Source organism: Paenibacillus sp. TSA_86.1, from assembly GCF_052691815.1.
Genome location: NZ_JBQZGE010000002.1, coordinates 205,782 through 230,993 on the forward strand (window position 1 = coordinate 205,782; position 25,212 = coordinate 230,993).

The window sequence follows — 25,212 nt, forward strand, 5'->3', positions numbered from 1 at the left end:
GTGGGTATGAACGAGTTCAATGAATTTAAGCAGAAATTCAGGCATTTTTCGAAGCTGTGCACAGAGGATTATCTCATTCGTTATGCGAATAAAGGATTATTTAAGAGGGCGCTTAAAGAGCTGGATCAAGGTGTGTCTGTGCAGTACACGTGGCATGCAGCATCGGTCGGTTGTCAGCTAAGTGAGGGTACGGAATGTACCCTCCATGCTACGCTGGATGAGTGGCAGTGTTCTTGCCCATCGGAGAATATCTGCAAGCATGTGTTAATCGCGATTTTGTATGATCAGCGGCAGCAAACGGTAGGACATGATGCTGCGTCAGAGCCATCGCCAGTTATGCATGATCAACCTGAGGATTCCAAAGTGGATGAGCTTTCTGAGAAGGAGAAGGGCTTTGAAAAGGATGAACTTCTTCTCGTTAAGGAGTCAGCCAGTCATGGTTACGAATGGCCCACTCAATCATCGGAAGAGAATGCTCGTTTTCGCTGGATGCTTGGAGCCGATCTTGCGCCAATGCTCAAATCATATACTTCAACGATGGTTGAAGAAATTGTTTTTCGTTTGCGTTACCCGGAAGACATTCAGATCACGGAGGATACGCTTCTTACCATACATCTGAAAAGTCAGGATATTGAGGTTTCTTTTACAGAAGAGCCTAATCTGACCAAAGCTTTATGCAAATTAAAGCAGACTGCCGGAAAAATGGCCAAACTTGAAGCATTGTTGCGATATCGCATCATTCATGGACTGGATGATACGGAGGCTTTGAGTGTTCGCGCATACGAGCCCAAGTTTTCCCTTCAAACGGTTCGTGAGTGCCGCGAAATGTTGGCAGGCATCCTTAGAACAGGACTCGCAAGGTTGCCCCAGTCCTATATGGCACAGCTCGAGACACTGGCCATTGCTGCACATAGCAGTAACCTTCCAGATGTTGAACGCAATTTGCGCGGGATAGAGGGAGAGCTTCAGCTTTTTTTCAAACGTCATGTGCGATTCTCTATGCAGACGATGTTGGATCGCATAAGTAAGCTTTATCTCGCCTTAGAGGTGCTTGTACAAAGTGAGATAACCATCAAGCAACAGAGTCAGCTTGTTGGCAGCTTTCGAAGCAAATATTTTACGGTGCCTTCACTTCATCTCTATGGCCTGGGTGCATACTCTTGGGAGACACGTTCCGGATTCCGCGGAATAACGTATTATTTCTATTGCTTTGATGATGGTCAGATATATACGTACAGTGATGTACGTGCGGTTTATTACGAAGATCAACAATTCTCGTTTGCTGAGCATTATGCAGCCTATACGCCTTGGTTACCCAATCTGACATTTAGTCAGTTTACGGGAGAGGAAGTGCAGTTCCAGTCTGTTAAAGTGAATGAAGAACGACGGATATCGTCAGGCGATGGAGCGAAGCTAAGTATTTTGCCACGAACGAATGTGACTGAGCTGGACTTTGGGTCGTATCTCATGGACATCTCGTCTGCACTGCAACAGCAGCCTGATTCTATCCAATTATTCGCAGAACCGAAAGAGCGGCTGGCCATAATTGAAGTGGCTCGGATTGCAGAGCATACGTTCAATAAACAGACGCAAGATCTGATCCTTACCGTAGAAAATACGGAGGGGGAGCGATTGCCACTCACCCTTCCTTACTCATCTGATTGGCAGTCCATGATTAACAGACTGGAGTCGGGATTTGGTTCTCAGAAGCTTGAACATTTCTATGCATTTGTACGCTTTGAGGGGAAAAGGTGCAGCCCGATCAGTTTCCTGAAGGGCCAGACGCTGCTTAGTTTAAAGCTGGACTCCGGTAGCGGAAGGATGGGTCGTTTTGGAAGAAAATAATGAATGCATACAGCAGTTATCTGACTGGGCCGAGGAAATGCTCCTTCGAGGGTTATCTCAATTTACCATTCGAGATATTCAGCTGCTGGAACAGCTAGCTACGGATGTGCAACGAATGCAAATGCATTTCCTGCACGAATTGATTCATGGTGTTTTGGAAGCAGGACGCCGGGTTGCTCTTGGCGAAGGGCATGAAGAACAGCTACTGGATCAGTACTGCCGCTTGGCCCAGTATGTGCAGGTCAGTGTGCAAACACAAGCTTGATCTCTCTTTCTGGGCTCTAACATTGTAAAAAAATTAATAATACAAAAAATGCAGAGGCTTAGCCACCTGCATTTTTTTGTTGTTGTCATGTAAGTAAAATTGTTTGGATAAACGAATATAAGTATGAAGCTAACATGAAGGCATCAAAAATGAAGACATCAAAACATTTTCGTGTCATATCCCGAGTAATGATGCATACCATTAGGCGAATGCGGTCATAAGGGAGGAAGCGAAGATGTCGATGAGTGAACCGCTATTACTGCAAATTGTGAATCAACATATTCCGGCGGGGGCAACGGTCATTACGATTGATAAACCCAATCTACATCCGGCTGTGTATGCAGCTGATCTTACAGGCGATGGAATGCCTGAGATTGCAGCTGTTTACCAACTGAATAGTGAGCTGTATCTGCTTATATTAAAGTTTGTTCAAGGACATTGGATCAAGATGGCTCTGACAAAAGGGCTTGGATATGGCGTTACGCTGCTCACGGCAGCACCTGTAACTTCAACGGCAAGAAATAATCTGATTGTAGGCTGGCAGATTGGTTCGATTTGGTCAAAGCTTGCTGTATATGAATGGACCGAATCTGGTCTGAAGGATATTGCTCCTGACGATTTATATTATAGCTATGCTGAGATTATGGATATGTCTGGTGCGCATGGGCGAGATGGCAAGGTTGAGATCGCACTGTGGATTCACGATACCGGGGAAGCTTATCGGGTAGATATTATTCGGTGGCAGCAGGGTCAATGGGTTCCAGCAACGGATGTGTACCCTGCCTATTATCCTAAAGTAGTGCAATATTACGAACAGTTAACACAGCATTATCCCGACTATGTATTCTATTGGTATTACCTTGCGGATGCTCAATTTCATGCAGGGCTATATCCTGCAGCACTGACTTCAGTTCAGAAGGCGCTAAGCTTTCCGGAAGCATATCCTTCAAGAGAGAACTTGCTTGAACTGGAGAAAAAAATTAAACAGGCGCTGGCTGCCCGTTCTTCTACCAGAGTTACGACATGGTTATATCCTGTCTCTGTTCGAACAACGAGCGGGACTCGCTGGGGTTATATGGATGCACAGGGACATGTTCGTCTGGAGCCGGTTCTGGAGGAAGCACAGGCGTTTCAGCCGAATGGATTGGCAGTTGTCGTGAAGAACGGCCGTGCGGGTGTCATTAATCTTCAAGGACAGTATGTGGTTCAACCAGTGTACGATTCTATCAATTCTTTTTCTGAAGAGCGCGCTATGGCTATTGATTCTCAAGGCTTTAAAATGATCAATGAGCGGGGCACTGTTCTGACCAAACGGGCTTACCCGTTTATCTCAGATATGCATGAAGGCAGAGCGCTGTTTTACGATAATAACCCAAATCAGGCGGATGGCTCATCAAGTCTATATGGTTACCTGGATGCTTCGGGAAATGAAGTGATTCGATCACAGTTTACATCAGCAAATGATTTTCAGCATGGCAAAGCTGTTGTACAGATTAAAGATCAGGAATATGCACTTATCGATCGGAACGGAAATAGGCTTGCGACTTATCCATATGCCTATATAGGGCCGCTAGGAGATGGATTGCTTGCTTTTCAAAAAGAATCCTCGGGCAAATACGGATACATCGATGAACGGGGGAATATTCGTATTCAGCCCAAGTTTTCTTCAGCATTTCCTTTTAGCGGTGGGCAGGCGATTGTTAATACAGCAGAGGATTACAAATCCAGCTATGGTGTTATTAATACGCAGGGTTCATTTGTGATTCAACCTGCCTATAACGACATACGGGAGCTTGGAGAGCACAGGTACGCACTTGGAAAAGCCATTAATCCGGAGGAGCCTTATATTGGCTCGATGTATGCGATCTCTGAGGTGAACGGCAGGATACTAACAGACTTTATTTATCGGAATGTGGAAAATTACAAACAGGGTCTCGCTTCGGCATCGGATGGAAATCAGACTTATTTGCTGGATTTGAGCGGCAGACCAGCTCCAGGATATCCTCGTGTGACAGGGGCAGGATCCATGGAAGTTGTGGCACCGAATCTCATTAAGGTGTTTGTGGATCAACGTTTATCCTATGTGAACCGAGCTGGACAGGTCATATGGCAGCAAAATATAATCGTACTTCTACATCCGCCTTATCGGGTGCGTGAGGAGAAGTATAAACCTAACCGAGATTACCTCGTCTATTATCCGCAGGTTGAAGGATTGACTAATCAAGCAGAGCAGGATAAGTTAAATGCTAGGCTGAAGCAGCTTTCTCAAGTCAAACCTGTTCCTTCAGATCAGCAACTGGATTATACGTATACCGGTGATTTTGATATCACGTTCTACCAGCAGCAACTGCTTCAACTGCAATTGACTGGTTATAACTATCCCGCTGGCGCTGCGCATGGTATGCCAACGATGGTATATGCGATTATTAATCTATCGGACGGCCAGTTATATGAGCTGAAGGATCTGTTTAAACCAAACAGTGACTATGTGAAGGTGTTAAGTCAGATTGTAGGGGATCAGATCAAAAATGATCCGCAATATTCTTATGTTTTTCCAGATACGTACACTGGAATAAGCGCGAATCAGCCTTTTTTTGTGACAGCGGATGCACTGCATCTTTATTTTAATCCCTATGATATCGCGCCATATGCTGCGGGATTTCCGACATTTACGATTCCGTTTCGTCAGATCATGAGCATCATTAACACGGAAGGGTCTTTCTGGAAAGCATTTCATTAGATTATTGAATGAGTAGGGGGATATACATTTTTGAAGCCATATGAGGCCATATGGCTTTTTTTATTTATTTTATTTTTTAAATTTTATAAGGTGTCCTATGTAAAAATGTAAGTCCAACATGTTAATTTAAATAAAATGTTCATAAATTCACAAAGTGATATGGAAGAGGTTTAGGAGATTAAAATGAATAATATGAACCAAATGGTATATATTTCATGTATAATATAAATATCCATGCATCAAGGTATGACAAAATAGTTTGGAGGAAATCATTTTGTATAAGGCAGGTTTTTGGATTAGATTAGGAGCAAGTTTTGTAGATGGTCTTATTATTGGGATCCCATTAGTTATCATCGCAGGTGCAATTACCGGGAACTATGATACAGATGAGCCGATAGCCAAAATATTGAGTGCGTTATATTCAATACTTTTACCAGTTTACTGGTATGGCCGAACAATAGGCAAGCGATTATTTGGGATTCGAATCCAAACGTATGACACACAAGAATCACCTAGAATTACTACAATGTTAATGCGAGTTTTAGTGGCAGGAATTGTGTACACATTGACCTTGGGTATTGGAATTATTGTGAGTATGTTTATGATTGGATTACGGGAAGATCGACGTGCAATACATGATTTTATTGCGGGAACAGAAGTTGTGTGGGATTAAGCTAAAAATAAAAGAGCAATAAAACGAGCTGTACAAGATAAAAATCTTGGCGGCTCTTTAATTCTTCGACACTGTTTCACAAAACTCGTATTTTGTACATATGTATAACCATTATGCTTACATCTTCTCCGTCCTTATACTTAAATAATTGTCGGAGGACAAGAACATGTACCGTTAAAGGACAAGAACTTGTTGAGATTATCTTCTTTGTCTGTTCCAGCCTTCTATAAGTTTCCTCAATCTTCCCGTTTTTTCTGCAATCCATCGCTTCGAATGAGATCTACCCACACATTCCTCAATTAGACCTTCCACATTCTCGGTCTTATTCTCCAAGCATCTTTGCAGCACTTTTAGGGACGTTGTCGCATACAAGTTGCTAAAGACTCCGATGAAATCAGGAAACACCTGCTCAAGCAATGCTCTGCTGTTCAGCTTCGCCTGCACATACATCGCGGTCACAAACTCATGCTGCCTAGTCAAGTGCTGAAGCTCACTGTAGTACTCTTCCCACTCGCGATGCGCTTTAACATCCCCACGGTAATACATCTCGGCCAAATGCCAAGCATCGGCTGGGTTTTCACTTTTCGAAGTTGTGTGCCTTTGGATCGTTTCGCTTGCAAAGGATTGATGATGTAGTGAATTCATCCGCTACGTTTCAGATATCCTGCCAAACCTCGATGGTAATTTCCGGTTGCCTCGAAGACAACGACAGGCTCCACACCACTTGTCTCTTTCAGTATGCTGAGCACTACCCCTAACCGCTCGAAACCTTCCTCACTATGCTGAAGGGTCTCCATCCTTCCATAGGGTTCGTTACGCTTTTTGAAGGCCTGAATAACACTACATCCTTTCGCCACATCAATTCCAACAACAGGTTGCATAAAAACCTCCTCATTCGATTTACCGGCATTCCCATCTGGTTTCCAAACCCATAGCTTCGCTTGTGATACGAGGTCATTGCCTCAACCAGCTCAAACATGGTCGTTGGAAGGTAGTGAGAGAACAGTTTTTTGTACGGGTTCTTTGTCCCTAAGCCGCCCTCGTTCTCCCGGCTACCACCATCGTAAAACACCCATAAAAATAGGCCAACCAGAAAATTTCTGGCTGACCTAATAATACGAAAGCCGCTAAAATAGCGACTTTAAAGGGAGCATGTTCTTGTCCTATGACAATAACATCCGTAATGTTCATATTTATCATGACCCATAGACAAATTTTTATACAATCATCTTCTGGCTTGCGGGACACGAATCTGAATGTAAGTAACCATTATTCTGTCCGTTTACTCGATTTCAAGCGGTCATGCAGAATTTCATCCCAGCGCGCTGGCCGCTAGTGGCATCCAATGAATCCTCCGTTTCTAACGAATCGTTGTATCCATCTCCACCTGCTGCCTCATATTCTTCTACCGCACGTTCAAGAACCCCCGGCACAATGCTCATCTCTGCTAATTATTTTCGTAAACTAGCCGGACATTATCGCTAAATGTACATTGACATAAAGTTCCCTACTTTCATGCAATTATGCCCTTTTGTCTTAATTTAACGGAACTTGATCTGTTCCTTTAGTAATTTTTTCTAGTCTGGTAGGCAACTTTATGTCATTCTCCAGCCTGGTAGGCAACTTCATGTCACTCCCTCCAAATTCCTCGTTTGTACAATTTGTACATAAAGTTCCCTACCAAAATGACACAAAGTTCCTGTTCCCTACTTTCATGCATCTATGCCTTTTGTCTTTAATTAACGGAGCAAATTTGGAACTTGGTAGGCAACTTTATGATGTCATTCTCCAGTCTGGTACATGAGAAAAAAGACATCTCCTTTTTACGTTAGTTCAATGAAACAGCAATCCAGGATATGCTTCCCTTGTGTACTGAGATTAAAATGAACTTTACCTGCAGTCACATACCTCGTTTGAAATTCACTCACTCCTTATTTGGACACCATAACTACAAGTATTTATACATGTTTGGAACTTATAAATCAGGACCACCCGTCCAACGGGTGGTTTGCTCTTGGGGTATAACCCCCTGTTGCCAAACTGCGCCTAAAGACGCTAGCCTGACAGCAGGGCTGTTCAGGCTCAGTGTTATTTATCACTTTCACTCACCAGTTAAACTGGTTTTACTTCTTTTTGCTCCGATTACTGCTGAATGGATCTTCGTATTCTTTTACACTCAGCTTATCTAACGCTTGATCATGTGCTTCTTGCTCACGAATATACTTCATTACCGTGCCTTCATTTAACCCCACTGTACTTACATAGTATCCTTCTGCCCAAAACTTTCGATTCCCGTATTTATACTTGAGCTGGCATGCTTTTCGAAGATCATGAGCGAACTTTTCCCCTTTAGATAGCCCATAAATGTTGAGACTGCAATCTTCGGTGGAATCGCTACCAGCATGTGGACATGATCGGGCATCATATGACCTTCTATAATTTCTACTCCCTTGTACTTGCATAAACGTTTGAAAATTACGATTAAATCTTTTCTGACTTGATTATAAATTTCTTTCCGTCTATACTTCGGGGTGAATACAATGTGGTATTTGCACATCCACTTTGTGTGAGCTAGGCTGTAGCTCTTGTTTGCCATTGAAGACCATTCCTTTCTTTGAGCCTGAACATCTCAACTTTATCGGGATGGTCTTGGTGGTCAAACCTCAGGTCCCTCCACCCGCATAGCGGGTGGTTTTTTGTTTCGCGCGTTACACGCACTCAACTGGCTAGCGACTTCAATAGGAACATGTTCTTATACCTCGACATACTAATAATGGCCAACTCAATCGTAGGTTTTATTAAGAACATTTTCTTGATTTTTTTCATCTGACAATTCAAGTGTAAATGAAAAAATTACTCCGTTCTGAACATTGAAGATACCATAATTGCTACCGTGCGCATCAAGTAAGTGTTTAACAATGGCTAGACCCAATCCAGAGTTACCGCCGGATTCCCTGCTTCTTCCAGGTTCAACTTGATAGAAACGCTCCCATACGCGATGTAAATGTTCCTCCGGGATGTGATCTCCAGTATTTTTAACACTTACCTGCAGTTTGTTTTCCAAAGTTCTTTCCATATCAATTACAATCACCGAACCAGGCTCTGCGTGGCGAATAGAATTGCTCAAGATATTGAATATAACATGTTCAATCTGTTCGGGATCACCCTTGACCCTATCCTGAATCCAATACTTGATTTGGATGTTGAGCTCACGTTGTTTAAGCAGGATGTGGAATTTATCCAAGATACGCTCTGTCAAATCTTTTATGGAAAAAGTACGAATATGAAGCTGGAACATATCTGAATCGTATTTGACCAACTGGGTCATTTGTCGGATCAGTCTGTCCATTTTATCGCTTTCATCAATAATGATGCTTAGATACTCATCGTGATTGGATTGATCAACCAGGTCTCTAGCCCCTTCTGCATAGCTCTGAACGATACTAAGTGGAGTTTTAAGCTCGTGGGAAATATTAGATATGAACTCTTTTTGTAATTGTTCCAGCCGCTCTTTCTGCTGAATGTCGGAGTGAAGCTGTTGATTGGACCTTTGAAGTTCTTGGAGAGTATTATCCAGTTTCGTGGCCAATGTGTTCAAACTACAGGCTACTTCGCCGAACTCATCGTTTCGATAATCTGTAGAAACGTTCGAAAAATCAAGACGGGCCATTTTATTAGCACTCTCCCTTAACATTAACAATGGCTTTGATACGGTTCGCGAAAAGAACACGGAGATCAAAGGAATCAAAACCAATGCAATAATAGCAATATACAAATAGTATATTTTCAAAGCATCGTAAGATTCTTCGATTTGTGCTAATGAAGAAACAGCAAACACGATATGTTTCAGCACTCCGTTCTCCTGTTTTATCGGAAACATGACGACGATATTCTCTCCATCGCTCCAGGCTTCCCTCCACTTTTGAACCAACACTTCCCCTTCTTGAAGACGATCCATCTGATTGCGGTTAAGGGGGAAGGTGTTCGTAATTCCGAAATTAAGAACGCCTTCTCTCATATTCCATTGATCAGGAGAAGGCGACACAATTTTATGAACAACACCGGTGAGCTCTACTAAAGAATTTTCCTTGTATTCAGGCCTGCGTCCTATTGCAGAACCTCCCTCTTTTCGAATCTGCGATGGATAAAAGAGTACTTTGTTTCCTTCATACTGATAAAGCCCCTTAACCGTAACCTTATCCCCTTTATGAAGTTCAGCCTTTTTAAGCGCAGCCTTATCGCTAAACATATACAAAGGCACATCGACTACTCCGTTATACTGGGTTTGCAGCTCAAGTTTGAATGGGTTATCAAACTGATAATTCCCCTTTGTATCGAGAATCGCTACCTGAGATTTGTTTTCATTCAAAAAAACAGAATATTCCTCAATTAGCTGTTCTTCATTCCAATCCCCTCGCTCGATGTGGCGAGCAAAGATGGAGAGGTTATTAATCAGTTTGTTTACCTTGTGATGATAATAGAAGTCTTCAAAAAAGGTAAGTTGTCCAACCGATATCAGAATGTATACAAATAACATGAGTCCGGTTGTAAGTAAAAAATGTTTTCTTACAACGCTGGTTCGGATCACGAGTTGACCTCGAAGCGGTAACCATAACCAGAAATCGTATGAATATAGTGTCCGTATCTGCCCAGCTTTGCCCGGACCCTCCCGATATGGGTATCAATGACTCGGAGTTCACCGTCAAAATCCAGCCCCCAGACAAAATCCAAAATTTTTTCCCGTGACAAGGCGATACCGCGATTTTGAATGAGGTACAACAAAATGGAGTACTCTTTAGGTCGTAGATGCAACAGAATGTTATCCATCCACACTTTACGAGAAGCCGGGTCAACCCAGAGTCCTTCAAACCGAAGAACCTCATCGTGTTTGTAATCATCCGTGCTAACCGCTTTCAACAGCCTACCCTCAACACGTTTTATCAAAATCTTGGATCTGGCAAGCAAAACTTTGGGACTAAATGGCTTGCTTACAAATTCATCAGCCCCCAAATCGTATCCCTTGATCATGTCTTCCTCATCCGATTTCGCTGTCAAGATGATGATAGGTAAAGCAGTATATTTTCTTATTTCGCGACAAAGTGACCATCCGTCCATTTTTGGCATCATGATATCCATAATCATTAAATCTACGCGCTCTTTCTTCAAAATGGACAATGCTTCTCCCCCATCTCCAGCTTCTATAACTTCCCAACCATCTTGGACAAAATATTCTGCTACAATGTGCCTAATTCTGGGTTCATCATCAACAAGGAGAAGATTTCGCTTCATTAGATCAACTCCAAATCTCTTTTTTATTATGTTAATATATGTGACATAAAAAAGACAAGCATAACATGAAATTTTGAATAACGAAGCAATTAACACATAACCCATTCGATTTTCGCATAAAAAACGTCATAAAATCTAATTAATATCATTTGAACGATTTAAACGAAGTAGATTTCATGACACAGAAGTTACAAATCAATCCATTATAATAACCCTAACATTACAGCTTAGCAGGCACTTGCTGCCCACAATGTAATGCACATCTACTTTCAGGAGGGGTTACTTACATGAGCAAGTACAACCACAAAATTGCAATACTTATTTTGTCAGCAGGGCTGCTATCGGTTCCTTTGACGAGCACTGGTACCACATACGCAGAAGCCATAACGAGCCAGCAAGAAACAGTATCCAACTCATCCTATGTGAGCAAATATGGATACACGTATCCGGCTGAGTGGGAGAAACAGCAATCCGTCTGGCTTGCATGGTCCGGATCTCCCGAACAAAATATTGTCTCAACGGAAATTATTCAGGCGTTACTACCGAGTACCCGAGTTGACTTAGTTGTCAAAGATAAAAAAACGTTAAATGAAGCCTCTAGGTTTTTGAAAGAATACAAGGTCGACACGAAAAAGATTAAATTTCATATTTACAAAGGAGCTAATATTTTCATTCGCGACCCAGGCCCTCTCTTCTTGAAAAAAGATGATGGCTCCGCGATGATTGCCGACTTCAACTGGAACAATTATGGTGTTGATACAACACGTACGGCATACTCTTTGGAACGCGGCGGCGTAGACAAATATATGGCAAAAAAATTGGGCATCGAAACAATCAAGTCATCTTACGTCGCTGAAGGCGGAGGGCTCGAAGTGAATGGAGAAGGTGTGCTTCTCACCTTTAAGGATACCGCTCTTCAGCGCAATCCCGGCAAGAGCTTAGCACAGATTGAGTCAGAATATCTGCGCATGTACGGTCAGAAAAAAGTCGTTTGGCTTGAACGCAGTCCCGTTCAAGACCGTAGAACACCAGATAACCAACCATTGATTGGCAACTACTTTGGCGGTGGTGCCAATGGACATATCGATGAAGTTGCCCGGTTTGTTAGCCCCAATACTGTATTAGTAGCGTCTTACCCAAAACCAACAGCCAAGAGCCATGCGATTGCCAAAGCTGACTATCTGGTATATGAGGAAGTGGCTGAAACACTTGAGAATTCAACAGATGCTAACGGAAAACCGTTTACAGTCATTCGGGTCGAAAATCCAGATTTGTCTCTGTTTTGGAAAGCCAGCAAGGTGACAAAGAAAGATGAACGATACACGTTGCATGGCATAAAACCTGGCGAAACAGTATACCAAGTACCTGCAGTAAGTTATATGAATTTTATAATTTCCAATAATACTGTAGTCGCCCCGAAATACTGGAAACCCGGAATGCCAGATCATGTGAAAAAACTAGATGAGGATTTTAAAAAAGTTCTGCAGGATGCTTTCCCCGGTTATACCATTGCTCAACTAAACCCTCTGGCAGTTAACTTCTGGGGTGGTGGAATCCACTGTATTACGCAGCAAATGCCGTTGTTTGACTAAGGGAGCTGAAGCAGGTCCATAATCTTCTTAGGGGATGAATATGAATGGTTGAAGCCAATAAAAAAATGAATAAAAATAATTCTGTACGAAAAAAGGGATTAACATTACGGAGTAAAAACTTGTTGGCCCTGGCTCTGGCGAGCTCAATGCTATTTATGTCAGCAGGCGTAAGTGTATCGTATGCCTCCGGTACGCATACTTCTATAAAAGTATTTGAACTCGAAGAGGCAACGATAGAGGAAATGCAACAAGCTATGGATGCGGGTGCCTTGTCCAGTACTGAACTGACCGTCCTTTATTTGAATCGGATTTACACTTATGACCTAAACGGAATTAAACTTAATTCGATCCCTGTTCTGAATAAAAACGTACTTGATGAGGCATTGGAGGCAGACAGGTTACGTTCCGAAGGCCAAAAACTTGGTCCACTTCATGGCATTCCTTATACAGTTAAGGACAGTTACAAGGTCAAGGGCATGACCGTTGCTTCGGGTTCTCCTGCTTTTGCTAATCTGACCGCAAACGAAGACGCATTTACTGTTCAGCAAATAAGAAAGTCTGGTGGTGTACTCATCGGTAAAACTAATATGCCTCCTATGGCAGCAGGTGGAATGCAACGAGGCGTTTATGGCAGAGCGGAAAGTCCTTACAATGCGAATTATTTAACTGCCGCATGGTTTTCCGGATCTTCAAACGGATCAGCTACATCTACTGCAGCGAATTTTGCCGCATTTGGTATGGGAGAAGAAACGGTGTCTTCTGGTCGATCCCCTGCGTCCAACAATGGGCTAGTCGCATATACACCGTCCCGGGGAATGTTGTCCATTCGCGGTAACTGGCCTCTTTTCCCCGTCAGGGATGTGGTCGTGCCTCATACACGGACTGTAGAGGACATGCTTCGCGTTTTGGACGTTATTCAGGTCGATGATCCTATAACCCAAGGCGATTTTTGGCGTGATCAAAAAGCAGTACAACTACCAACCGTCGCGAGTCTTCGACCGGAGTCATTTTTACAATTAAAAGATACTCAAGCTCTATCTGGCAAACGCATTGGCGTTCCCAAAATGTATATCGGCAAAGATTTTGGCGGCACTCGTCCCATCAAAATCCGCCCTTCCATCCTGGAATTATGGGAACAAGCTGCGGAGGATTTGCGCGCACAAGGCGCAGAGGTTGTAGAGGTAGATTTTCCGGTGCAATCCAACTATGAAAATGACCGGGTGACCTCTCAAACGATGGTTGAACGAGGTTTCGTCCCTGCAGGATGGGCAGAGCAAGAATGGGGCTATCTTAACCCATATCTTGCGGAAGAGTTTTTGAAAGGAGTTGGAGACCCGAACTATCCTTCCTGGACCGAGGTTGATCCGAAAACGGTGTTTCCTAATCCTCCTGGATCTGTAGATGAAGCAAGAGACCGGGAAAATGCAAATTACAAAGCTACGATTGATACCATTAAAGAAGGCGTACGTCCAGTATCCGAGCTCCCTGGGTTTGAAAGTGCTATGAAAGGATTGGAGAAGGCTCGAAAAGTTGACTTTGAAGACTGGATGACATCGAACAACCTAGATTTTGTTGTCTTTCCGGCAAATGCAGACATAGGTAAAGCTGATGCAGACGTGAATCCAACTTCATATGACGAAGCTTGGGCAAACGGAAATTATTTTTCAAATACCAATCATATGTTAAGACATTTAGGTATCCCTAGTGTCTCGGTTAGCATGGGTACTATGAAAGATACCGGTATGCCCGTCAACCTGACTTTTATAGGTGCGGCATACACAGACAACGACCTCCTGCGTTATGCATACGATTATGAACAAGCCACGCACAATCGGACTATCGCGACCCGTACTCCTGCCTTATCTGATGAAACTTTACGTTATTCTGCGCAAACCGCAATACCTGCGGACAAACGAAAGGATAAAGATATTCCGGATATGACCCTTACTGCCAAATTAATCGGCAATAAACTATCCATTCGGGGAACCTCCCAGGATCAAAGTCAGATTGATAGCACGAGAGTTTATGCCAATGGTATTAAGGCAACACTCTCCGGCGGAAATGAAAAATGGTCTGCATCCATTCCCATTGACAGATATCAAAAAGAAGGTCCGTTTAAAGCCGAAACATTGACTATCATTGCACTAAGTAAAGATGAATTTGGGAATACCGCCGCCTTAATGCAACAAGTGAATCTACCTATTGTAGAAGAATGAAGTTCCTTCCACTGAATTTAATAAAAAAGCAGCCGATTATTTTTGATCGGCTGCTTTCTAGTTTTTATACCGCTATCGTTTCACTGAGTTATCGTTTCCCGTGTGATAAAGGTGCAATCCCACATATAAAAAGCAGAGTTCAAGTATGAACTCCCAGATTGTCGAGAAATCTTATCCTTTTTGCTATACGGGTTTCTTATTCTCTGCGTAAATAGGTTTGATTTATTTTAAATTTCAACATAATTTTGTAATTCTCGTGATCTCGAGATGAAGAGAATTGTCCTACCATCCGATTCATAATTTTGTATATGATTTTTTCACCCAATTTATAACTTTCCACTGATTCATTATTTATTTTTAATTTGTTTTCTACACAAATCACAAAGTGATTCTCTTCTGTATATGTTAATAATTTGATTTTTTGTTCTTGATCTGCATATTTCATTATGTTTGATAATAAATTATCAAACACACGCCCAATATTATCCATATCCACAGTGATCATCACATCTGTAGGACCAGTGTTTACAAGCACCTGAAAACCTTCCGATCTAAGTACAGCTGTAATATCTGACAAAACATCATAAATTGATTCCCGAACTGAAATGGTTTCTAAGTCGGCCTCCTTCTCTTTATCCAATAAAAAATATAAGAAAAGATTATCCGTACGCTTCTTAAGTTGGAGAGCCTTGTGATACGCGCTCTCAATTTGCTCCCTTGTCTCTATACCTAAATTTTCTGGTGAATTGCGAGCAAACTCCAGGTACATGATTAGAGATGTCAATGGCGTGCGTATATCATGAGACATTTCGGTTGCAAGATTTCGACTCTCTTTTTGTAAATGGTCTATCCTCTCTAATCTGTTTAAAAATGCTTTTCGTAGTTCCTCAATGCTTTCAGCAATCATCGCAAATTCATCATACCCTTTTATGGTCATAGGATAGTCTAATGAACCGCCTTCAAGGATATGAATTTCATTATTAATTATGCGTAGGTACTTGATCCCTCTACGTATACCAAACAACACAATGCTCATAAACAATATTGTGGATAACAATATTTCAATCATGTACGCCAAATTATAATAGTGGGAAAAATAATATCCATAGATCGAAACGTTACCTGTCCCATTCTTAAATTGTACCGGGTAAGAGTTTCGACGATCATATTCAGTTTCAGGTTGACTTCCATAGGCTTTTTCGTCATCACTAAAATACAAAGAGTCATATTGAAGCACCTGGTTCTGGAATACGTATAAAACTATATTACTCTTCTGACTTTTAATCCAATCTGAAAACGCAATACGATCTGTCGTCGACAGATCGTTTGCTGAAACATATTTTGAAAATTTTTGAACGTAAACTTGAGATTCGGCCTTTAAACGCTCGTCTGAAGTATAATAATAATCCATAACCCGATTGCTTGCCAACTGTATAAGTAGGAAAAAAAGAACACTTACGGTCAGAGCAAAAATGATTAATATTGTCAGCTTTTTAGTAATAGTAAGTTTATACTTGGCCAAAACGGTAACCTCTTCCCCATTCTGTTAAGATATATGCTGGCTTTGCAGGATCTTCTTCAATCTTCATACGTAATTTTCGGATGTGTACGACTACCGTATTATTTGAACTGTAGAAGTAAGGTTCCTTCCAAATGCTTTCATAAATATTTTGAGCAGTAAAAATTTTGTTTCTTCTGGTCATCAACAGTTTTAGAATCCCATACTCCAGATCGGAAAGTTCAATCTTCTGATTACCTTTATATACATCATTAAATTGCTCACTTACTTTTAAGCGTCCTCCGATAAGGAAAGTTTCGCCATAATCCTTTTTATCTTGATAAATCGTGTACCTGCGCATCAGAGCAATAACTCTTGCCAGAAATTCCTGTTCAGAAAAAGGTTTAGTTAAATAGTCATCTCCACCAGCAAGCAATCCTTCCGTTTTGTCCAAAGTTCCGGATTTAGCAGTTAAAAAAAGAATAGGAACATTGTATCTTTCTCTGATTCTTATACATGTCTCCAATCCGTTTATTCCAGGCATCATAACATCCAGAATAACCAAATCAAATGATTCATTTATTATATCCAGTCCCTGTTCCCCATCATTAGCTGTTGTTACTTCGTAACCTTCACGAACAAGAGACAAATGTAGCAGATCACGAATATCCTTATCATCTTCCACCACTAAAATCCGGCCTGTCATAGTTCACCTCATACTTAATTTTACTATTAGCTATCCGAGCGAAGCAATGGCTGGGTACTGCAACGGAAGGCTCCGCCGAAAGAGCGGGAAATTTCGTAATCAATATACTCTACTTTGATTCCTCTTTTCTCCAGCTCTTTTCCAATTGTATTTTTGTATGCGATATCCGTAACATATACTTTGCTACTAATCGGCAATCCATTTACCGCCAAATCTTTAGCATCTTTATAACTCACTTCGATTTTATCCCAATTTTTAAGTTCTTCCGGAAGCCCATTAGCTAACGAATCCATGCTAACAATCATTAATCCATCCCTTACAAAACTGATCGCACAATCCAAGTGCAACGTGCCCGGCTCAAGCTTCACCTCAACGACCTTATAACCTGATGGTGTCAAGTAGTTTCTGAGCCAATCAATGCCAGCTTGGTTTGAAGCTTGACCAGAATTGCCCACGAATACAGTCTTTCCATACACCAGGATGTCTCCACCTTCAAGGTAAGGACCCGTTTCAGAGTTAATTCCTTTAGAAACGTCCGGTTGTGGTACAGCTACATGTGGAATCTTATTTTGGGCCGCTTCCTTATCCAGAATACTTCTCACTGGTAAAACTTCAAGTCTCCGGTAAGCGGATTTAAATGAACCCTCAATCAGATGATTCCCTATGGTAAAGAACGGATCCCTAACAAAAAAATTGGTTACTCCTTCTCCACCTGTAATCCCATCTTTCACGTATCCCAATTCTTTTTCCTTTTCAGTTAAGAGGCGTGGACGTTGAACCTCAACCCCGTATTTTTCAAGAACCTTTTTAAGTTCTTCACGCTCTTTCTCCCACTTTTTCTGTAAATCGGCTGGATCCATATCCATCATAGGCATGTCTTTCTCATTTACGTCTTTAACTTCTTTTTCTTCTGGCAAATCGTTAAAATTGAAGTTCATGAAAGCTTCAGATTGTGTCAATACAACTCTTTTTAGAGTAGCAAATTCACTCTCTACATATACTTTATTCTCCCCATTTTCAGTAGTCACTGTCCCATTTACTTCCGTAACTTTACTAACCTTAGCCACACCAGTCGCCCCTACCGTTGGTAATATCCCACCTACTATTACAAGTGATAATGCTGTTAACCCAACCCACTTCAAATGCTTTTTTTTCATATTATTACCCTCCTAATAATTTGTTTTGATGCTTACAGTTCGTATTATAGAGAGCAATTCTTAACAGTTTATGAAGGCATGTTTTTTTTTTACGTTTGTTTGCTAGGATGTCTTTTCACCTCTGAGGCCTTTAAAGACATCTGCTGCATTTTGGTTTTAGAATCAATATTAGTGATGAGTGCCAAGTTCTTTCGCAAGTTTTTTTCTCTCCACGAGAAAACACGATTCAAACACGCAAAAGAGTCGCGCTGGATTAGCTGATTTCTTAAAATTGTCGTTTCTATCCTTTTCGTTGTTTCTCTAACGCTTTAACTGCTGAGCTAACGTTTCCCGTTAGTTCAATAGGTGTCCTGTGCGAAATGAGCTTCGACTTCCGCGCTCGCAGGCGGCAGTTCCATTCCTTTTTTCCACACGAGTACGGGGTCCTTTTCGCTTCCGAAGTACAGCGCGACATAGGTCTGCTTAATTATATTTATATAAAGATATACTGTTTTCGATCATTTTATTTAAGCTGTTTTGTGTCGCCGCACAAAAGGCTGCCGATAGATTTGATTGATTCGGATTGTATTTTGATGTATACCTAACCCATCTGGATCTATTTCTTTTGATTTGTCTGATACAGTTTTATACGAAACTGTTTTACCCTCTTTACATGCCTTAAGGCCAAGAAAAAAGACCGCTGGCGCAAATGATTGCGGGCGGTCTTTTGCTGTAATCGAATATGAGGGCGTGCAGAAAAGGAGGAAAAGCGTACTTTTTAATTTCCTGCATGGGAGATTGTGATCTGACCGTGCTTGTCTTGGATGACCTTCAAATTCAGAATATCGGACAGGAACTCAAGCGGCACGTAGACGGATCCATTTTTCATTTCCGGTGCCGCACCGAGCTTGCGGGGAGCTTTTTTTCCAAGAAAGTAGCTGTCCTTGTTCAAGCTGATGGAGCTCCAGAGGGCTCCTTTGGAAATGTCGGCGGCTTTGCGTTTGCCATTCCAGGTAACGTCGAAATTCAGCTGGCGCAGCACGCTGGCTAAAGGCACCATTAGCTTGCCGTCTTTGCCGATGTAATGCTGGCTGGAAGGAATGATCGATTGGACCGCTCCGTGTATGTCTTTCTGATCCGGGAGCTTCACGGCAAATTCCGGCGTGCCGGTCGATCCCGGAGCGATGCTGTATTTTTGGAACACGATGTATGCATGGCCGTCCTTGACGTAAAAGCTCTGCTCGGGATCTACGCCCTGAAACCCGTTCTCCCCTTTAAAATAAAGATCTTGGTCTGCAGCGATTGCGGATTGAATATGCGCATCCAGAATGGATGAGTACTTACTGCCGAACAGGTCTTCAAGCGTTACGCGCTTCGCCTCGGCTTCATTCGTGAAGTTGTACGTGTCGACAAGCGTCTCCGGATTGTTCATGCCGGTCCCCTCCGTGGTGATTTTAAGGGAGACCAGGCCGTTGTCCGAGCCGTCCGATGTTAGATCATATTGGATCAACAGCTGGTAGGGATGCATGGTGTAGCCATTCTTTTTGGCCAAGTTGGCTGCTTTAGCGGCCTCCTTTTCCCATTTTGCAAGATCCTTGGAGGCATGGGATTCAATGATATCGTTCAGCTGATCCTGATATTTGGTGTCGGCGAGTCCTTTGAATACGGGAATGGTGATATCCGTCTTCAGCCATTTCTCAGATGAGTGGAGTTTCTTGCTTGACACCAACTTCGCGGCAAGCGCAGGAGCCATAATCTGTCCGTTGCCGGAAGCGGGCTGGGCCTGTGCATAGACATGTGCGGAAGAAAGCCCGGAAGCGGATACCATCAGAATGCCTGCCAAGCTGGCTACGGCTAAGGTTTTAGTCCATTTTGTTGTATATTGCATCGTTTTCATTGTAATTACCTCCTGGTGATTAAAAAATGATTTAGTCGTACAGTATTTGTTACATTCGAATCATTACCGAGCCGGACTCGCCCGAGGCGATTTCCTGCTCTCTTTCGTGGGGCTCATGTAGTTGATTCCCGAAATGCGCCCCCGCGCAGTGCGCTAAGGAGCGATTGCGCGGTGCAAAACGGCTCTTATTGGACATACTTGTTGCTGACGAGCAAGTCCTGGATCGCCTCCGTCGGAATCGTAAACTCGACAACGCCCATGTAGCCAGGCGCTACGTCATATTCATTAAAGCTGATGACCAGCTTGCCGTCCTGATTAATATAGAAATTCTGGTCCTTCGCGATGCTGTGGAACAGATCATCCTCCGGCATATCCGCCTCGGTCCCCGGCTGCTGAACCCAGTAAACCTTGCTTGGGTCGTCCTTCATCTGCTGACGCATTTGCTCTTTAATATTGTCGCTGATCACTTGAATATAGCGGTCATCGCTGAAAAGGCTCGGCAGCATGATGACGATCTGGTTGACTTTATCGATCGTATCGTATTTGCGGGATTCGGCGGAGGATCCGGCTGATTCGACGACATAACGAGAGAGGGTCAGCAGCCGATCCGTATCGGTGACGACTTTATAGCCGCTTTCCAGCCCGAGATGCCCGCCCCCGCCTTTTTCCAGCTGGGACACTTCATCCTTGAAGCCCTCGTACAGCTTCTTGTTCTCCTCTAAATATTTGGTATTCAGGGACTGTTCCAGTTCAAGATTGCCGGTGCTGGCAATGCCGGGCGTTTTAAGATGCACATCGTTGTTTTCGTTCTGTTCGGCATATTCCCGAATGGTAATCACCTTGACAATCTGCCCGAGCACCGGCACTTCAGACAGCGCCTTGGCGAAGGTCGGGCTGGCGTTTACGCCGACAGACAGCAGGATGCAGGCAGCCGCAGCGCTTACGAGCCAGGGCATGGCCTTTATTTTTGTTCGCCGGGAGGCGATCGTTCTGTTCACCATCTCATTTAATTCATCGGGAATAGGAATGGACTCATACTCCTGCTTCATCCTATTCAGCTTGTCATCCATTATCCTCTCTCCTCTCTTGATCTTCCTCGCTCATGTTCACCCGAAGCTTCTGCAGTCCTTGATAGAGCCTTGTTTTCACGGTATTGAGATTCTCGTTAAACACTTCGGCAATTTCTTCGATCTTCATATCTTCAAAAAAGCGGAGGATAATCAAGATCCGGTATTTGTCCGGCAGCTCATCCAGTGATCTTGCCAGATCCAGATCGGCATAATGGTCTTGGCTGCTTGGTAGCACAACCTCCAGTTTTTCATCGTCCATGATTTGGACTTTTTTCTGTTTTCGTATGAAATCCAGGGACGTTGTCACAATGATCCGAAAAAACCAGCTATTTAATGAACCCGTATTCTTCAGGTTTTCGATGGACATGAACGCTTTGTGGATGGCATCCTGTACGATGTCGAGGGCATCCTCTTTGTTGCGGACATAGCTATAAGCCAGTCGATACGCCCTTTCCTGGTTTTCGGTGATGCATTGGATTAGAAGCTTCTCCAGCTTCCGGCTGACTTTCATGTAATCAGACACTCCTTTGGGCCCGCGCGGGTAACCATCAATTGCAATTGCCTTACGGAAGCAAGACGGGCGAGTTGTTCAAAAAGTTTGATTTGCAATAAAAAAATTCAACCGCTGTGATTTTATCTGCGATTTGGCCGGCCAATCAAGTGCGCAACAAATAAAAGACCCCTGCTTCACCGGGGTCCTGAGCTAATTTCTATTCACTTTCATATTTTCGGATATGTATTGCGGAAGGATGTCCGCCGAAGCCAAACGAACTTTTGTAGCAAAAAATAGTAACCCGTTGGGACTTAAATCATCAGCTCGTTTTTAGAAATATACTTTATTTCAACTAATACAATTTCTTCAGGCGATACCAAGTACAATCAATCATTATTCTAACCTAGATCACTGGTCCTTATCTACCCCATTAATAATAGCACATATCGCAACTTTCTGCCCGTTAGTATAATGAAGAAGCTGTAAACTACAATTAGATATATATCTAATCGATAATGGGAACATGTTCTTTTCCATTTCGGCAATCGGTACAAGTGCTTGTCCTTGGCTCGGGACAAGAACTTGTACCGATAAAATAAATAAGCCGCTAAAAATAGCGACTTCAATGGGAACATGTTCTTGTCTCTCGACATCTTCTTGTTCTTTTAGAATAAAAACGGGCAGTTTAGTTACTATTTACTAAACTCACCTGCCCGTTAGCTTAATAAATTGAAGGGCAAAATGCCGATTAGATACACGCCTAATCGGCAATAGGAACAAGTTCTTGTCCAATACGGTAATCGGTACAAGTTATAGTCCTTATACAAAAAAACGCTCGAAAACCCAAGCGCGAGGTTTTATTCATGATACAATGGCGGCGAAGTCCCTTTTAGTATTCAGTTCCAGATATACTGCATCATTTTATACCCGACATCCCATATTTTCATTTCGCCCTTAACCGTGATTTTCAGCTCATCCCCCGGCTCAAGCGGAATCTCGAATACCCCCGGGAACGCATCAGGATTAGTACGCTGAAACTCTCCAGCATAATTCAGAATCTCCTGGCCATCCCGGGTAATACTGATTTCACCGGAATAATCAGTTGGTTCGGGGTTTCCGAAATTGAAGGAGAAAATCGTCTGTTCCTCAGACTTGTACTTGAACGTTCTGGGCTCTCCGCCTTCAGACCCAAACAGGTTATAGCGGAGCGGTACCTTCTGTCCGTTGATGTGAATACTGTTCGGTTTGACTCCGGCGGATGAATTGCCTGAGTTGTCCGTCCATTCAGTGATCGCCACAAATGGTCCCTCTACTTTAGTTATTATTTTGTTACCGCCGCCCCTAATCCCCATAAAGCTATAAAAAGAACCATTCCCGATATAGCCGTTGCCACCAAATTGCGCCCAAGGCTCCTGTAACGGAAACCAAGCTTGTACGCCCCAAAACCGAGGGCTGCACCAACCGAATTCTGAAGAACGTCGTTGATATCGAAGCTGCCCAGGAATGTAAGAGCCTGGATCGTTTCCAGCACAAGAATCGCGATGAAGAATAAGGTGATGAACCGGACGAAGCTGACCCGGTACAGCCATGGAATCAATATACCGAAAGGAATAAACGCAATAGTGTTTCCGAAACCCACTAAATCCATTAGGGTGGGAGGCAGAAGATCAGATGGAGACGGCAAACTAATGAAGTTATCGGGCATGAAAATAAAGGTGTATCGGGAAATGTTCTCCGATGCCTCTCCTCTGCCAAAAGCAAAGAACATAAAATAAAGAACAAGCAATGTGTACAATACGGTTAAAGTTAGTAAAATCTTGCGTTGTTTGACCATTGTTAACTCCTCCACTCTATTTTTCCATCTATTATTATACCTTACATACCCGTTTCATGCCCCTTAGCTTGATTAGAATCGCCAACAGGGGTGTGATGACGCCGCCTCGTGATGTCCCTACATCGGAGCGCCTTACGTTTCCTTCTTTCATGACTCCCACGAGGCCTGTTTGACACTTGCGGTAATAGTTTGTGTACTATCAGCACCATATGTTCTTGACCTCAGCTTGGGACAAGAACTTGGTTCCTTAAAATCATGACCACCCGTTCATTGGGTAGTTTGCTTTTGGGGGTACAACCCCCTGTTGCCAAACTGCGCCTCTGAACTTCTCCACCGACCGCGCAGGCAAGGCAGTTTAGACACCAGCGCTAATGTTATAAAAATCCGTCTATCGACGTACATTTGAACTTGAAACGGGCTCTTCTCTTACCAGCATTAAATAAAACAATCGCCCTACCCTTTACAGGGGCAAGGCGATTGTTTTTGTAACGGAAATCATTTAAAAATTGGTGGTCAAGCGCCTATGCTTCATCACCACTTTTATCCCGCAGCAAGGATTGATTATGAACCACCTTATGGTCGATAAAGTTCAAAATGCGTTCCAAATCTGCTATCTGATCAGTGATTTTCTTCCGGTATTCCTGAAGCTCGGCATTCAATTCTGGCACGGACTTAATCGCTTCCTTGAAGGGAAAAGAAAGATAGACCTTCATCTCCTCCAACGACATATTCGTTTGCTTCAGGCACTGGATTAATTCCATCCTCTCCATATCCTCCGAATAATACACCCGGTGGCCGTTTGGTTTTCTGGATGGAGGGGATATCAGTCCAATTTTTTCATAATGTCGAATGGCATCCTCCGTTAATCCAGTTCGTTCAGCTGCCTGTTTGATCGAGAGCCCTTGGTCCATGTTATATCACCAGCCTTGGAGGTTAAATTAACACTCATTGCATATTTGCAGATGCAAATTCCTGCTTATAGATTCTTTCTACTTTAACCAGAACATTCGTGCTCTGGTCATTGAACTTGAAGGGTGTCGCTTTGCCTTTATTAAGAAAAATGCCCGTAGCGTCCTTATGGTGACCCAATGCAGCGTCATATAAACGGGCCGCTCCTGCACTCGGATGGGAGAAGAACAGGTTGGCAATCGGAATCATGAAGGCTGGCATCCCTGCGCCCTTGGACATCTTTGTCTTGCTAGGGCCGGGACAAACGCTCCGAATCCGGATTCCCTCCGTCAATTGTGCAGGAGCAATTTGCTGGGTCCATAGCGAAAGGGCCAATTTGGTAGCGGCGTAAGGACCCAGAAGTTTTTTGAATCCGACAGGCTTGTCTAATGTATTGTAATCGAACTGTTTGACCATCAACAAGGCGTTGGATGAAGTGTTGATAACGGTTTTCAGTTCCCCCTTTAACAAAAGCTCTTTGAGCTCCATGAAAATAATGTAGGGTACCACTGTATTGACCTCAAAATGTGTCTCTCGCCCTTGTATCGAGTACTGGAATTCTCCGAATGACACGCCGGCATTATTGAAGAGCAGATCAATATGGTCCTCGCTCTGCTTAATCTGTTCCAAGGCTCTCCTGAGACTTGAAAAATCAGCTAGATCCCCTTTATAAATTCTCAGTTGCTTCGACTTTAGAGCCGTTTGAATCACTTCGTCAGTTGGAAAATTGGAACGGTTCAGTGTGATGACCTGCCAGCCTTCGGACAACATTTTCTTGGCCAGCTCGAATCCTACGCCAGAATTGGAACCCGTTATAAGAGCAACTTTATTATGATGATATTTCATTATCTAATCTCTCCTGTCTGTCAGTTTGATCTGAGCATCTTCATGCTATGCTACAACCTGGTGTTTACACCAAGTCAAGCGATAAAAATGCAAAAAGTTCTTATGCTCCTGGTTTTATCACCATAAGACTCATCGTCGTAGCAGCGCTCACTCTGATTATCGTC

The 25,212-nt window shown here is 43.0% G+C and carries 19 protein-coding genes and 2 pseudogenes; 6 read left to right on the top strand and 15 right to left on the bottom strand.

Annotation, left to right across the window (positions count from 1 at the left end; translation table 11 throughout):
- The 4 genes from ACUTVW_RS07100 to ACUTVW_RS07115 all read left to right on the top strand — a co-directional run bounded on the left by ACUTVW_RS07100 (position 1) and on the right by ACUTVW_RS07115 (position 5,523).
- On the top strand, positions 1–1,845 hold the full coding sequence (locus ACUTVW_RS07100) for a hypothetical protein (protein ID WP_445645153.1): 1,845 nt from the start codon (positions 1–3) through the stop codon (positions 1,843–1,845).
- Positions 1,832–2,110 (top strand): hypothetical protein, encoded by a 279-nt coding sequence (locus ACUTVW_RS07105; protein ID WP_445645154.1) that lies wholly within the window; start codon positions 1,832–1,834, stop codon positions 2,108–2,110. The genes ACUTVW_RS07100 and ACUTVW_RS07105 overlap by 14 nt, the downstream gene beginning before the upstream one ends.
- A 235-nt stretch (positions 2,111–2,345) precedes the next feature.
- A complete protein-coding gene (locus tag ACUTVW_RS07110) occupies positions 2,346–4,850 on the top strand; it encodes a WG repeat-containing protein (RefSeq protein ID WP_445645155.1) in 2,505 nt (834 codons plus the stop codon).
- A 268-nt stretch (positions 4,851–5,118) separates the two neighbouring features.
- On the top strand, positions 5,119–5,523 hold the full coding sequence (locus ACUTVW_RS07115) for an RDD family protein (RefSeq protein ID WP_445645480.1): 405 nt from the start codon (positions 5,119–5,121) through the stop codon (positions 5,521–5,523).
- 198 nt (positions 5,524–5,721) lie between these two features.
- On the opposite strand, the gene ACUTVW_RS07120 is transcribed toward ACUTVW_RS07115, so the two are convergent.
- From ACUTVW_RS07120 to ACUTVW_RS07145, 6 genes and pseudogenes are all read right to left on the bottom strand, one after another.
- On the bottom strand, positions 5,722–6,168 hold the full coding sequence (locus ACUTVW_RS07120) for an IS110 family transposase (protein ID WP_445645156.1): 447 nt from the start codon (positions 6,166–6,168) through the stop codon (positions 5,722–5,724).
- Positions 6,165–6,404, bottom strand: coding sequence for a transposase (locus ACUTVW_RS07125; protein ID WP_154891853.1), 240 nt, complete (start codon positions 6,402–6,404; stop codon positions 6,165–6,167). Before ACUTVW_RS07125 ends, ACUTVW_RS07120 begins: the two co-directional genes overlap by 4 nt.
- A 411-nt stretch (positions 6,405–6,815) precedes the next feature.
- Positions 6,816–6,965 carry a hypothetical protein gene (locus tag ACUTVW_RS07130; protein WP_186809845.1) on the bottom strand — a complete coding sequence of 50 codons (150 nt, stop codon included), beginning with the start codon at positions 6,963–6,965 and terminating at the stop codon, positions 6,816–6,818.
- Between the two features lie 681 nt (positions 6,966–7,646).
- Positions 7,647–8,119, bottom strand: a pseudogene (gene tnpA, locus ACUTVW_RS07135) (IS200/IS605 family transposase).
- Between the two features lie 186 nt (positions 8,120–8,305).
- Positions 8,306–10,111: a sensor histidine kinase gene (locus tag ACUTVW_RS07140; protein WP_154891854.1), complete on the bottom strand. Its 1,806-nt coding sequence runs from the start codon at positions 10,109–10,111 to the stop codon at positions 8,306–8,308.
- Complete coding sequence (locus tag ACUTVW_RS07145; RefSeq protein ID WP_154891855.1) at positions 10,108–10,812, bottom strand: response regulator transcription factor; 705 nt, start codon at positions 10,810–10,812, stop codon at positions 10,108–10,110. Before ACUTVW_RS07145 ends, ACUTVW_RS07140 begins: the two co-directional genes overlap by 4 nt.
- Before the next feature lie 287 nt (positions 10,813–11,099).
- On the opposite strand from ACUTVW_RS07145, the gene ACUTVW_RS07150 reads away from it, so the two are divergent.
- Positions 11,100–12,404 (top strand): agmatine deiminase family protein, encoded by a 1,305-nt coding sequence (locus ACUTVW_RS07150; protein WP_154891856.1) that lies wholly within the window; start codon positions 11,100–11,102, stop codon positions 12,402–12,404.
- Positions 12,405–12,448: 44 nt separating this feature from the next.
- Positions 12,449–14,620 carry an amidase gene (locus ACUTVW_RS07155; protein ID WP_261769641.1) on the top strand — a complete coding sequence of 724 codons (2,172 nt, stop codon included), beginning with the start codon at positions 12,449–12,451 and terminating at the stop codon, positions 14,618–14,620.
- Positions 14,621–14,816: 196 nt separating this feature from the next.
- Here the strand turns inward: ACUTVW_RS07155 and ACUTVW_RS07160 are convergent, their stop codons facing one another.
- The 9 genes and pseudogenes from ACUTVW_RS07160 to ACUTVW_RS07200 form a co-directional block, all read right to left on the bottom strand.
- The gene (locus ACUTVW_RS07160; protein WP_154891857.1) at positions 14,817–16,142 is read right to left on the bottom strand and encodes a sensor histidine kinase; all 1,326 of its coding nucleotides are present in this window, start codon (positions 16,140–16,142) and stop codon (positions 14,817–14,819) included.
- On the bottom strand, positions 16,129–16,824 hold the full coding sequence (locus tag ACUTVW_RS07165) for a response regulator transcription factor (RefSeq protein ID WP_154891858.1): 696 nt from the start codon (positions 16,822–16,824) through the stop codon (positions 16,129–16,131). The genes ACUTVW_RS07160 and ACUTVW_RS07165 overlap by 14 nt, the downstream gene beginning before the upstream one ends.
- A 26-nt stretch (positions 16,825–16,850) precedes the next feature.
- Positions 16,851–17,981: a dimethylarginine dimethylaminohydrolase family protein gene (locus tag ACUTVW_RS07170; protein WP_154891859.1), complete on the bottom strand. Its 1,131-nt coding sequence runs from the start codon at positions 17,979–17,981 to the stop codon at positions 16,851–16,853.
- A 757-nt stretch (positions 17,982–18,738) separates the two neighbouring features.
- The gene (locus tag ACUTVW_RS07175) at positions 18,739–19,857 is read right to left on the bottom strand and encodes a stalk domain-containing protein (RefSeq protein ID WP_154891860.1); all 1,119 of its coding nucleotides are present in this window, start codon (positions 19,855–19,857) and stop codon (positions 18,739–18,741) included.
- A 185-nt stretch (positions 19,858–20,042) separates the two neighbouring features.
- Positions 20,043–20,927, bottom strand: a complete 885-nt coding sequence (locus ACUTVW_RS07180; RefSeq protein ID WP_154891861.1) for a DUF3298 domain-containing protein — start codon at positions 20,925–20,927, stop codon at positions 20,043–20,045.
- Complete coding sequence (locus tag ACUTVW_RS07185) at positions 20,920–21,438, bottom strand: sigma-70 family RNA polymerase sigma factor (protein WP_154891862.1); 519 nt, start codon at positions 21,436–21,438, stop codon at positions 20,920–20,922. Before ACUTVW_RS07185 ends, ACUTVW_RS07180 begins: the two co-directional genes overlap by 8 nt.
- Positions 21,439–22,316: 878 nt before the next feature.
- Positions 22,317–23,254: pseudogene (locus ACUTVW_RS07190) on the bottom strand (VanZ family protein).
- A 521-nt stretch (positions 23,255–23,775) separates the two neighbouring features.
- Positions 23,776–24,165 carry a MerR family transcriptional regulator gene (locus ACUTVW_RS07195; RefSeq protein WP_094939904.1) on the bottom strand — a complete coding sequence of 130 codons (390 nt, stop codon included), beginning with the start codon at positions 24,163–24,165 and terminating at the stop codon, positions 23,776–23,778.
- 34 nt (positions 24,166–24,199) lie between these two features.
- Complete coding sequence (locus ACUTVW_RS07200) at positions 24,200–25,048, bottom strand: SDR family NAD(P)-dependent oxidoreductase (protein ID WP_445645157.1); 849 nt, start codon at positions 25,046–25,048, stop codon at positions 24,200–24,202.
- Between the last annotated feature and the right edge of the window lie 164 nt (positions 25,049–25,212).